Raw genomic sequence first — 11,673 nt, forward strand, 5'->3', positions numbered from 1 at the left:
CTTGGTGGTGTTGCCAACGGCGTCCAGTGGGTCGGTCACGGCGCGCACTGAATCCGGCAGTTCAGCCATTTCGGCGATGCCGCCGGCGTTGTCCGTGATCGGTCCGTAAGCATCGAGCGCGACGATGATGCCAGCCATCGACAGCATCGAGGTCGCGGCAATGGCAATACCGTACAGTCCGCCAAGCTGGTAGGACACCAGGATCGCAGCGCAAACCGACAGCACAGGCCATGCGGTCGACTTCATCGACACACCGAGGCCGGCGATGATGTTGGTGCCGTGGCCGGTGGTGGACGCTTCGGCGACATGCTGTACCGGCTTGAAATCGGTGCCGGTGTAGTACTCGGTGATGTAGACCATCAGCCCGGTGAGCACGATGCCGACCACCGCCGAACCCATCATCGGAATGCGCATCTCGGGTGGCAACACCAGCCAGGTGACCGCAGCAAATCCGACCAGCGACAGGCCCGCAGCCCACCACAGTCCGGTATAGAGCGCCGACATGATCTTCTTGCCCGGCTGCACCTTCACCATCGAACAGCCGATGATCGAGGCGATGATGGACACCGCGCCCAGCATCAACGGATAGATCGCCGCCTGCGTCTCGAAGCCGGTGATCATCAGCGTGCCCAGCAGCATCGTGGCGATCAGCGTGACGACATAGGTCTCGAACAGGTCGGCTGCCATGCCTGCGCAGTCACCGACGTTGTCGCCGACGTTATCGGCAATCACGGCAGGGTTGCGCGGGTCATCTTCGGGAATGCCGGCCTCGACCTTGCCAACCAGGTCAGCGCCGACGTCCGCGCCCTTGGTAAAGATACCGCCACCGAGCCGCGCGAAGATCGAGATCAGCGAAGCGCCGAATGCCAGCCCGATCAGTGGCTTGATGACATCATGCTGGGAGACCGTAATGCCGGCGCCATGCGGCGCGCTTGCGGTCAGCACCCAGTAGAAAATCGTCACGCCCAACAGGCCAAGCCCGACCACCAGCATGCCGGTGATGGCGCCGCCGCGGAAGGCAACATTGAGCGCCTCGTTCATCCCTGTGCTTGCAGCCTGCGCGGTACGCACGTTTGCACGCACCGAAACATTCATGCCGATGAAGCCACAAGCACCGGAGAGAACCGAACCCACCAGGAAGCCGACCGCAGTCGACATGCCCAGGCCGGGAACGAACGCGATGATGAGGAACAGTACCGCGCCGACTATCGCAATAGTGCGGTACTGCCGCGCCAGGTAGGCTGCCGCCCCCTGCTGGATTGCCGCTGCAATTTCCTGCATGCGGGGATTGCCCGGATCCTGCTTCAGGATCCAGCTCCGGGATACCAGACCATAGATAACGGCAATCAAGCCGCATGCTACGGCCAACCACAAACCTGCTGCTGCCATTTCGACTCCTCCTGTTTGTCACGACAAAGTTTTTTACTTCTGCTTTGAATGTGCTTCCGCCCTTGCTTTGGCTATTGCTATTGCTATCGCCTCCACTCCAGCTTTTTGTTTTAGTTTTTTTGCCGCTTGCTACTTTGCTTTGGTGTTCACCTACTATTTCCTGACTTCTGCTTCAAACTACTGTCCCAATGGCGACTCAATGTTCGGACATTGAAAAAAGAATAAAAAAAGCGGACACATGGTCCGCTTTTTCAGTTCTATTCGGTCAACGCCGAAAATGCCCGGTCACGAATTGCCTCGACCGGTCCGACACCCGCAATTTTTCGATATTGCGGCGCACCCGGCTTCCCCGATTTTGCCCAGTCGTTATAGTAATCAATCAGTATTTCAGTTTGCTCGTGATAGACCGCCAGCCGTTTCTTGACCGTATCTTCGTGGTCATCATCACGCTGGATCAGGTCTTCGCCGGTGATATCGTCCTTGCCCGCCACCTTGGGAGGATTGAAGCTGACATGGTAAGTCCGCCCCGACGGTTGATGGACGCGTCGGCCACTCATGCGCTCGATGATCGCACTATCTGGCACATCGATCTCCAGCACATGATCAATCGGCACACCAGCCTGCTTCATCGCCTCGGCTTGCGGAATCGTCCGCGGGAAACCATCAAACAAATAGCCGTTCGCGCAATCAGGCTGCTGCAACCGATCCTTGACCAGTCCGATGATGATGTCGTCGGACACCAGTCCACCGGCATCCATCACTTTCTTGGCGGCCAGGCCGAGAGGCGTGCCAGCCTTCACGGCGGCACGCAACATATCCCCGGTAGATATCTGCGGGATATTGAATTTTTCCTTGATGAAGGTAGCCTGGGTCCCCTTGCCGGCCCCGGGCGCTCCTAACAGGATGAGGCGCATCGTCGTATTCCTAAACTGATATTTTTATATTGGTGCAGTCAGTCCGGCTGGCCGGACTGATAGTCTGCCCTGTCATTTTGCAATAAAACTTTGCACGAAACTTACCACAGAATGCACCGTTTCTAAGCATTTCCAGGCAAGCCTGCCGCGACAATGCGGCGCACACGCTCCAGATCCTCGATGGTGTCGACGCCGCCGTGCGGCGCCTGGTCGCTCACATGCACCGCGATCGGATAACCGTGCCACAGCACCCGCAATTGCTCCAGCGCCTCGATTTTCTCCAGCGGCGAAGGCGGCAATTCCGGATAAGCCTGCAAGAAACGGTTGGAAAAAGCGTACAGCCCGATGTGGCGCAGCACCACCTGTCCGGGCGGCATTTCATCCATTGACCGCGCGTAGCCGTCCCGATGCCAGGGAATGGCCGCCCGCGAAAAATACATTGCGCGCGACTGGCGGTCCAGCACCACCTTGACCACATTCGGATTGCGCACATCGGCCATATCGGCCAGCCGGTGCGCGGCCGTGCTCATGGGCACCTGCGCATTCACCAGCGCCGCAGTGGCGGCAATCAGGCCCGGGTCGAGCAGGGGCTCGTCGCCCTGCACGTTGACCACGGTTTCGTCGTCCGGCAAGCCGATCGCCGCCGCTGCCTCGGCGATGCGGTCGGTACCGGAAGGATGATCGGCACGCGTGATCCGGACCTCAATGCCAGCCTGCCGGCAAGCCGCTGCAATGTCCGGATGATCGGTCGCAACCAGCACCCGGCGCGCGCCGGACAGCGCAGCGCGCTCGGCGACCCGCACCACCATGGGCTTGCCGCCGATGTCGGCCAAAGGTTTATTGGGCAGGCGGGTCGATGCCAGGCGCGCCGGTATGATCACCGAGAAGGACATGGGCAATGGGGAATGCAAACGGGGAACGCGCGCGCTCAGTTGTCGGCGTCCGGCATTTCCAGCCGGGATGCCTGCAAATCGCGCGCCTCGTCCGGCCACATGATCGGAATGCCGTCGCGGATCGGATACGCCAGTTTGTCAGGCTGGCAGATCAGCTCTTGCGCGTTCTTGTCGTAGTCGAGGGGGCGTTTGCAAATCGGGCAAACAAGGATATCAAGCAGGCGGGGATCCACGGAGTCTCTCCAGAATTCTTTCGATGAGCGGCCCGTCCAGTGCGGCAGTGACCGGCACGACCCATAGCCGCGCGTCTGTACTGAGGGCAGCATTGTTCGCGCATTTTACTGCATCCTTCTCGGTGACCAGGATAATATGCGCCGCTTTTCCCTCGAAGGGATTGCGCTCGAACGGGTAATGGTCCGGCAGCGGCAGCGCGTCGAATTGCAGCCCGATCGCTGCCAGCATTGCAAAAAAGCGTCCCGGATCGCCGATACCGGCAGCGGCCAGCACCGGCCGGCCGGCGCAAAGCGGCACCAGGGGCATGCGGCGTGCAGGATCAACCAGTTGCCAGGCATCATCCGGTTCCAGCGCCATCCGCCATGCGCTGCCCGCCGCCACCCCCGGAGCGGATGCCGCGCCATTGATGACGGTGAAATCGCGTGGCCGTGTAGCCGGTTCGCGCAGCGGCCCGGCCGGCAGCAGCCAGCCATTGCCGGCACCGCGCCGGTCGAATACCGCAATCTCAAGTTGCCGCGGCAAACGGTAATGCTGCAAACCATCGTCGGAAACAATGATGTCGATATCCGGATGCAGGCGCAGCAGCAGCTCGGCCGCCGCCACCCGGTCGCGGCCGACCACCACAGGGCGGCCGGTGCGCGACGCAATCAGTACCGGCTCATCGCCGGCTTGCCCTGCAGCCACGCCCGCCACCACCTGTTGCGGCACTTGCTTGCTGCCGCCGTAACCGCGCGAGATCACGCCGGGACGCCAGCCGGCTTCGCACAGCATGCGCACCAACCAGATCACCAACGGCGTCTTGCCGGTTCCGCCGACGAACACATTACCGATGACGATGACCGGCACCGGCAACACCGCTATCTTGAGCCAGCCGGCGCCATAGAGCCACCGGCGGCAGGCAACGAGCAGGCGAAACAGGCAGGAAAGCGGCAGCAGCAGCCAGGCGAGCGGTCCGCGCGACAGCCAGAAAGCGGGCAGCGCCTTCAAGGCGGGGGCTCACCGACACCGGGCCGGCAGACATCCGCTGGCTGCCGGCCTGTTCTCATTTGCGGGTGCTGGCCTGTGCCGCGAAAGTCACTTTCGCCAGTCCGGCCTGGCGCGCGGCTTCCAGTACGTTGATCACCGTCTGGTGCGCCGCCAGCGCGTCGGCGTTGATGATGACCACCGGCTCGCGGCCCTCGCGGACCGGACCGGCAGCTTGTTTCAGCGCCTCCGACAGCAAGGCGACATCGCGGTACGCGACCTGCACGTTGTTGATGGCATAGCGACCCTGTGCATCGATCACGACATTGATTTCATGCGGACGCTCAATCGCTTTCTCGGCATCCGCCGTCGGCAGTGTGATCTGCAAGGCGGTGAACTTGCTGTAGGTGGTCGACACCATCAGGAAAATCAGGATCACCAGCAACACGTCGATGAAGGCGATCAGGTTGATCTCCGGATCGTCACGGCTGGGGCGGCGGCGGAAATTCATGCTTGGCCGCCCTTCACTGGCGAGTGCCGTGGACGATATCGACAAACTTCACCGCCTGCTGCTCCATGTCGACAATGAAACTGTCGACCAGGGCACGGAAGTGGCGGTAAAAAACCAGGGCCGGCATCGCAATCGCCAATCCGAATCCCGTGTTGTAGAGCGCCACGGAAATGCCATGGGCAAGCTGGGTGTGGTCAGTGCCGGTCGGGGCCGACGAGCCGAACAATTCGATCATGCCGACGATGGTCCCGAAAAGCCCCATCAGCGGCGCCAGGCTGGCGATGGTGCCGATCGGGGTCAGGAACCGTTCCAGTTCGTGGGCTGCGCCGCGTCCGGCTTCCTCGATCGACTCCTTCATCACCTCGCGCGGCGAGTTGACGTTGCGCAGACCGGCGGCCAGCACCCGCCCGAGGGGAGAATTCTGTTCCAGCCCGGACACCACTTCCGGTGTCACCCGGCCGTTGCGGTACACCTGCACCACCTCCTGCAACAGCGTTGGCGGCAGTATGCGCGCGCGCCGCAGATACAATAAGCGCTCGACGATCAGCGTCAAGGCAACGACGGAAGCGACCAACAGGAACCAGATCGGCCAACCAGCAGCCTGGATAATTGCAAACAAAACGGAAATCTCCTCGTGAGAAAACGGGCTCGGGTCGGACGCGGCATCGACGATGCGCAATCGGGCGGCCAATCTGGCGGCCAATCGCGGGGGCAATCGAGTGTGGGAATGTTACGTGCTGGACTTGCTGCGGGCAAGCCGCAGCAACGCTTGGGCACAACTTTCCAACATTTTCGCCCAATGTTGGTAATGGCTAACTTACCGTACAAGCGGCATACCACCAATGGGGCAGTTCGGGTCGGCGAAACCGCCATTAATGAAAAAGCAACACATGCCCGCCTGACGCCAGGTTTAACCCACAGATTTTGTGGATAACTTTGTGAACAACCTTACCCACAAAACGAAAAGTCTTTGATTCATAAGGCTTTTTTGACAAAGCTCAAAACTGAGGCGTTGGCTTATCTTCTTTTAAATCAAGCACTTAACCCGGTACACTGCAAGCGCTTTATGTTAAAGACCAGGAACAATCAAACTTCCTTCATCTGTGGACAGATATCGATGGAAACACCATGAACGATTTGGAAAGTCAAGCACCGCCGACCACCGGATCACCCGTGTTGACGGTTTCCGCGCTGAACCAGGCTGTGGCGAAATTGCTGGAGCGAAACTTCCCGCTTTCCTGGGTTTCCGGCGAAATATCCAATTTCACCCGCGCCGCATCAGGCCACTGGTACTTCACGCTGAAAGATGCACAGGCGCAGGTCCGGGCCGTCATGTTCAAGAGCCGCGCGCAATACAGCGATTTCACGCCGCGCGAGGGTGACAAGGTAGAAGTGCGCGCACTGGTGAGCCTGTATGCGCCACGCGGCGACTACCAGTTGAGCGTCGAATCGATCCGCCGGGCCGGACTGGGCAACCTGTATGAAGCCTTCCTGCGCCTGAAACAGGCACTGGCAGCGCAAGGGCTGTTCGACCCGGCCAACAAGCGAGCGCTTCCTGCCTTCCCGCGCACCATTGGCATTGTGACCAGCACCCGGGCTGCGGCATTGCGCGATGTGCTCACCGCGCTACGCCGGCGTGCGCCGCACGTGGCAATCGTGCTGTATCCGACGCCGGTGCAAGGCGAAGGCGCAGCCAGCCGCATTGCAGAAGCCATCGCCACCGCCTCCGCGCGGCGCGACTGCGATGTGCTGATCGTGTGCCGCGGCGGCGGCAGCATTGAAGACCTGTGGTCCTTCAACGACGAGCAAGTCGCGCGCGCCATCGCCGCCTGTTCGATGCCCGTGGTGTGCGGCGTCGGCCACGAAACCGACTTCACCATCGCCGACTTCACGGCCGACCTGCGCGCACCCACGCCCACTGCGGCCGCCGAGCTTGCCGCCGCCCCGCGCAGCGACTGGCGCGCCGCGATAGAAGCCGCCTCGCGCAGCCTGGCCAACGCCATGCGCAGGCAACTGCGCGAGCAAGCGCAAACACTGGACTGGCTGGCGCGCCGCCTGCAGAGTCCCGCCGCCGCAGTGCGCCATGAACGGGTCAAGTTGCGCGCGCTGGAAGTGCGCCTGCATCATGCGGCGACCAACCCGCTGGCAAAGTCGCGCTTTGCGCTGCTGCAACTGAGTGGCAGGCTAGGCGCTTGCCTGCCGGATATCCCGGCGCAGCGCAGCCGCCTTGCCGAATCGGCGCGTCGCCTGTCTGCCTGCCTGCAGGCGAACCAGCGTCACCGGCGTCAACAACTGGCCGGCCTGGCATCGCAACTCGAAATGCTCAACCCGCAGCGTACGCTGGAACGCGGTTATGCCATCGTCACGGACCACAAGGGCCATATCGTGCGCACGCCGGCGGCATTGCAGCCGCGCCAGTTGATCACGCTGCGGCTGGCGCAAGGCAGTGCCGATATCAGCATCGCCAGCGTCCAGCCCAAACTGGAATGACTGTTGATGCCGATCCTGCAAGCAAAGCACAACCGACTTACAATGTTCGGTTCATAAAATCCTCTTCAGACCAACAACACAAAGGAAAGCACCATGGAACACACCCTGCCAGCCCTGCCGTATGCAATGGACGCACTGCAACCGCATATCTCGAAAGAGACGCTTGAATTCCACTATGGCAAGCACCACCAGGCCTATGCGACCAACCTGAACAACCTGATCAAGGGCACCGAATTCGAAAACGCCACGCTGGAAGAGATCGTCAAGAAATCGTCCGGTGGCGTATTCAACAATTCCGCGCAAGTCTGGAACCACACGTTCTACTGGAACAGCATGAAGCCAAACGGCGGCGGCGCGCCGACCGGCAAAGTGGCCGATGCGATCAATGCAAAGTGGGGCTCGGTCGACAAGTTCAAGGAAGAGTTCACCAAGTCGTGCGTCGGCAATTTCGGCTCAGGCTGGACCTGGCTGGTGCAGAAGCCTGACGGCTCGCTCGACATCGTCAACACCTCCAACGCCGGCACGCCGATCACTGGCGCCGACAAGCCGCTGCTGACCTGTGACGTTTGGGAGCACGCGTACTATGTTGACTACCGCAACGCACGTCCGAAATATGTCGAGAATTTCTGGAGCCTGGTCAACTGGGAATTCGCCAACAAGAACCTGGGCTGACCAGCAGCATCTAGCCTCCGGAACATCCGTTCCGGAGGCGGTTCGCAGCTTCGACTGCATCCGTCAATACTGGTGGCCACCTGGTGGCTGCCACGTCACTGTCCCGTCACCATCGCCGTCGCCGAGTCAGCTTCAAGCACGCGTCATGCGACGTCCTGCTTGCTGCCGCGCAGACGCAATGCATTCGTAATCACCGACACTGAACTCAGGCTCATCGCCAAAGCTGCAATCATCGGCGACAGCAAAAGCCCGGTGGACGGATACAGCAGACCGGCGGCAACAGGTATCCCCAGGGCGTTGTATATGAACGCAAACGCCAGGTTCTGCCGCATATTGCGCACCGTCTCGTCCGACAGCAAACGCGCCCGCGCTATCGCGCGCAAATCACCTTTTACCAATGTAATGTGCGCACTGTTGATTGCCACATCGGTCCCGGTACCCATCGCCAGTCCGACATCTGCCGCGGCCAGCGCCGGGGAATCATTGATGCCGTCGCCGGCCATCGCAACCTTCCTGCCTTGCGCCTGGAGTCGCTTGACCAGGTCCAGTTTGTCCTGCGGCTTGACTTCGCCGTAGACTTCGCTGATACCCAACCTGGCAGCGACGGATTTCGCCGTAGTGAGGCCATCGCCGGTTGCCATCACGATGGTAAGGCCGCTGTCGCGCAGCGTACGGATCGCTTCGGCCGTGCTGGCCCTGACCGGATCGGACACGGCAACCAGCCCCAGCAGCTGTCCATCTGCGCCCAGATACATGACGCTCGCTCCTTCGCCGCGCAATTGCTCTGCCTGTTGCGCCATTGCCGACCACGCGACGTTCTCCATTTCCATCAGCGCCGTATTGCCCAGCACGATGCGCTTGCCGCGCACCGTACCGCGCACACCGATGCCACTGGCTGATTCGAACGAGCTTGGCTTATCGAGCGCCAGCCCCTCGTCGACCGCCTTTGCCACGATCGCCTGGGCCAGCGGATGCTCGCTACCCTGGTCGATGCTGGCGGCGAGTTGCAATACCTCCTGCTCGGTATGGCCGGTAGCCGCAACGACGCGATCGAACGCGGGCTTGCCTTCGGTCAGCGTGCCGGTCTTGTCCACGATCAGGGTATCAATGGTGCGCATCGATTCGATCGCCGCAGCATCGCGAAATAAAATCCCCTGCGTCGCACCGCGGCCGGTGGCTGCCATGATGGACATGGGCGTGGCCAGCCCAAGCGCACACGGGCAGGCGATGATCAGCACCGAAACAGCATTGACGAAGCCAAACACCCAACTGCGTTCGCCGCCAAGGATGCCCCAGGCCAGCAGGGTCAGGATCGCCACGGCCACCACCACCATCACGAAGTAGCCCGCCACCACATCGGCCAGGCGCTGCATCGGCGCACGCGAGCGCTGCGCCGATGCAACCATCTGGACAATCTGGGAGAGCACGGTTTGCGAGCCGACTTTATCGGCGCGGATGACCAGGCTGCCGCTGGTGTTCATGGTGGCGCCGATCACGGTGGCGCCGCTGCGCTTGGTGACTGGCACCGGCTCGCCGGTCAGCATCGACTCATCCACCGCGCTTTCACCCTCCGTGACGGTGCCGTCCACCGGCACCTTTTCGCCCGGCCGCACGCGCAGCAGGTCACCAATGTGTACATGCGTGAGCGGCACGTCTTCCTCGCCGCCATCGCCGCGGATGCGGCGGGCGGTCTTTGGTGCAAGCCGCAGCAAGGACTTGATCGCTGCCGATGTCTGCGACCGCGCCCGCAGTTCCAGTATCTGGCCCATCAGGGTCAGTGAAATGATGACTGCCGCCGCTTCGAAATAAACACCGATGCGGCCATGCTCAATGAAACTGGCGGGGAAAAAACCAGGAGCAAAGGTCGCGACCACACTGTACGCGTAAGCAGAAAAAGTACCGATCCCGATCAAGGTCCACATATTGGGACTGCGCCGCGCCAGCGAATCGATGCAGCGCACGAAGAACGGCCAGCCCGCAACCAGGACCACGGGCGTGCCCAGCGCCAGCTCGATCCAGCTTTGGCCGGGCAGGCCGGAGGGAAATAATTGATGCCCGAACATGGCCAGCACGGTGACTGCCACCGTGAAGGGAAGCGTCCACCAGAATCGCCGGCGAAAATCGTCCAGTTCAGGATTTTTTTCATCGTCCAGCGACGGCATCAGCGGCTCGAGGGTCATGCCGCATATCGGGCAATTCCCGGGCTGCGCCTGGCGGATTTCCGGATGCATCGGGCAGGTGTAGATCGTGCCTTCCGGAACCTGGTGTGATGCCGGATGATCGTCGGTTCGATGTTCCATGCGCTTGACTCCTCAGCGAGGCTGAGCATGGTGGCCCAGAACTCGCCACAAGGCGCACAGATGTACGCCGTCGTCTCTAGATTGCGCCATGCAGGACCAGCCGCTGCGGGCATGGGCTTACTTCATGCAAGGGCCTACTCTAAGGCCGGATGCGTCACGACAGCTTGCGCAAGGACAGCCCACCCGCGCCAGCCGACTTCAGCGACGGTGCGCCTGCCCGCTGCGCTTTTCATCGATCTCTTGCAAGGTCGTCGTCGCAATTGCCTGCAAGGGCCCGCCAAGCGACACTGCTTTGGCAGCGATTGGCCGCGCTTCATCGAGCCGGCCAAGTTCCGCCAGCACCGACGCCAGGTTGTTCAGGGCGGCAACGCTATCGGGATGGGTTTGCACTGTGTCGCGCAATGCGAGCAATGCGCCTTCGCGGTCTCCTGCGCGGTAGGCCGCGTTGGCAGCGCCGAGCTGCAGGCTCAGGTTGCGCGGCCAGCGCTGCAGCGCAGTGCTATACGCCAGCCGGGTCGGTCCTGGTGCGGCATTTCTTTCAAATGCGACGACGGCATCGGCCATCGCCGTTTCGCTGGCCGTTTTTGGCATGCGCCCGGGGGGCAGCACGACCATCGCCCATTGACCGCTGCGGCGCCAGGTATGTTCGAAGGTGGACATCGACATCGCCAGCCTGCGCGTAGTGCCTGAGCGCAGCACGATTTCTTCATGGGCAAGGTCGTAGCCGATGACGACCGCAAAATGCCACACCGGATAAATCGGCAGGCTCAGGTTCTGCAGCACGAGGACCGGATTACCGGCGGCTACTTCCAGGAGCAAATCACGCATCTGCGGCGCCAGCGTGACGCCCAGCGCGCCATTGCGACGTGCGGCGACCAGCATTTCCGGCGCAAAACTACCTTTGCGCGCGGGCACATAAACTTGGGATACCAGCGATTCGGGAGTGACGGGTATGGCTGCGGACTGTAGTACGGTGGCCAGTGCAGCCGGTCCGCATTGATAGTCCTCTTGCGCGAAGAACGGTGTGTCCTTCAATTCAACCGTCGCCGGCAAGTCGGGAGCCGGCGCAGACAAAAGTGCACGAGTCTGTGTGGCGGCGCATCCCGTCGTCAATACGACGACAAGCGCCAGCGTGACGCCGGCAATCCAGCGCGCGGGACGCTGGAAGCGCGTTGCTAGAACAACGTGTTTCCAGACAGGGCCGGGGCGCGCAATAGTCAGCATGCTGCCCGGCCCTTTTGCATCAACGCTGTGCGCGCGTGAACGGGAAGATCTTGGTCAATCCCAACAGGTCAGTCACGATCAGC

11 protein-coding genes are annotated in these 11,673 nt (G+C 61.5%); 2 read left to right on the forward strand and 9 right to left on the reverse strand.

All coding sequences use genetic code 11. The annotated features are described in order from the left end of the window. The 7 genes from Q7T64_RS03575 to Q7T64_RS03605 all read right to left on the reverse strand — a co-directional run. A partial coding sequence (locus Q7T64_RS03575) for a sodium-translocating pyrophosphatase (RefSeq protein WP_304791284.1) occupies positions 1–1,389 on the reverse strand: 1,389 nt, incomplete at its 3' end. Between the two features lie 257 nt (positions 1,390–1,646). Continuing rightward, on the reverse strand, positions 1,647–2,303 hold the full coding sequence (gene adk, locus Q7T64_RS03580) for an adenylate kinase (protein WP_304791287.1): 657 nt from the start codon (positions 2,301–2,303) through the stop codon (positions 1,647–1,649). A 122-nt stretch (positions 2,304–2,425) separates the two neighbouring features. Further along, positions 2,426–3,196: a 3-deoxy-manno-octulosonate cytidylyltransferase gene (kdsB, locus tag Q7T64_RS03585; RefSeq protein WP_304791290.1), complete on the reverse strand. Its 771-nt coding sequence runs from the start codon at positions 3,194–3,196 to the stop codon at positions 2,426–2,428. 35 nt (positions 3,197–3,231) lie between these two features. Further along, complete coding sequence (locus tag Q7T64_RS03590; RefSeq protein ID WP_304791293.1) at positions 3,232–3,429, reverse strand: Trm112 family protein; 198 nt, start codon at positions 3,427–3,429, stop codon at positions 3,232–3,234. Beyond that, positions 3,410–4,417 carry a tetraacyldisaccharide 4'-kinase gene (gene lpxK / locus Q7T64_RS03595; RefSeq protein WP_304791296.1) on the reverse strand — a complete coding sequence of 336 codons (1,008 nt, stop codon included), beginning with the start codon at positions 4,415–4,417 and terminating at the stop codon, positions 3,410–3,412. The genes Q7T64_RS03590 and lpxK overlap by 20 nt, the downstream gene beginning before the upstream one ends. A 55-nt stretch (positions 4,418–4,472) precedes the next feature. Next, on the reverse strand, positions 4,473–4,904 hold the full coding sequence (locus Q7T64_RS03600; RefSeq protein ID WP_304791299.1) for a biopolymer transporter ExbD: 432 nt from the start codon (positions 4,902–4,904) through the stop codon (positions 4,473–4,475). A 13-nt stretch (positions 4,905–4,917) separates the two neighbouring features. Beyond that, positions 4,918–5,523, reverse strand: a complete 606-nt coding sequence (locus tag Q7T64_RS03605) for a MotA/TolQ/ExbB proton channel family protein (protein ID WP_304791315.1) — start codon at positions 5,521–5,523, stop codon at positions 4,918–4,920. 509 nt (positions 5,524–6,032) lie between these two features. Here Q7T64_RS03605 and xseA point away from each other — a divergent pair. Beyond that, positions 6,033–7,394 carry an exodeoxyribonuclease VII large subunit gene (xseA, locus tag Q7T64_RS03610; protein WP_304791303.1) on the forward strand — a complete coding sequence of 454 codons (1,362 nt, stop codon included), beginning with the start codon at positions 6,033–6,035 and terminating at the stop codon, positions 7,392–7,394. Between the two features lie 93 nt (positions 7,395–7,487). Then, positions 7,488–8,066, forward strand: a complete 579-nt coding sequence (gene sodB, locus Q7T64_RS03615) for a superoxide dismutase [Fe] (RefSeq protein WP_304791306.1) — start codon at positions 7,488–7,490, stop codon at positions 8,064–8,066. A gap of 143 nt (positions 8,067–8,209) precedes the next feature. On the opposite strand, the gene Q7T64_RS03620 is transcribed toward sodB, so the two are convergent. Continuing rightward, the gene (locus Q7T64_RS03620) at positions 8,210–10,366 is read right to left on the reverse strand and encodes a copper-translocating P-type ATPase (protein WP_304791309.1); all 2,157 of its coding nucleotides are present in this window, start codon (positions 10,364–10,366) and stop codon (positions 8,210–8,212) included. Between the two features lie 198 nt (positions 10,367–10,564). Continuing rightward, positions 10,565–11,590, reverse strand: a complete 1,026-nt coding sequence (locus Q7T64_RS03625) for a PA2778 family cysteine peptidase (protein WP_304791312.1) — start codon at positions 11,588–11,590, stop codon at positions 10,565–10,567. Positions 11,591–11,673 lie beyond the last annotated feature (83 nt).

Origin of the sequence: Lacisediminimonas sp., from assembly GCF_030645335.1 — a bacterium.
Lineage (GTDB): Bacteria > Pseudomonadota > Gammaproteobacteria > Burkholderiales > Burkholderiaceae_D > Lacisediminimonas.

Coding starts and splice junctions, on each gene's coding strand:
- adk (WP_304791287.1), bottom strand. CDS start 2,303: ATGCGCCTCATCCTGTTAGGAGCGCCCGGGGCCGGCAAGGGGACCCAG.
- kdsB (WP_304791290.1), bottom strand. CDS start 3,196: ATGTCCTTCTCGGTGATCATACCGGCGCGCCTGGCATCGACCCGCCTG.
- Q7T64_RS03600 (WP_304791299.1), bottom strand. CDS start 4,904: ATGAATTTCCGCCGCCGCCCCAGCCGTGACGATCCGGAGATCAACCTG.
- xseA (WP_304791303.1), top strand. CDS start 6,033: ATGAACGATTTGGAAAGTCAAGCACCGCCGACCACCGGATCACCCGTG.
- sodB (WP_304791306.1), top strand. CDS start 7,488: ATGGAACACACCCTGCCAGCCCTGCCGTATGCAATGGACGCACTGCAA.
- Q7T64_RS03620 (WP_304791309.1), bottom strand. CDS start 10,366: ATGGAACATCGAACCGACGATCATCCGGCATCACACCAGGTTCCGGAA.
- Q7T64_RS03625 (WP_304791312.1), bottom strand. CDS start 11,590: ATGCTGACTATTGCGCGCCCCGGCCCTGTCTGGAAACACGTTGTTCTA.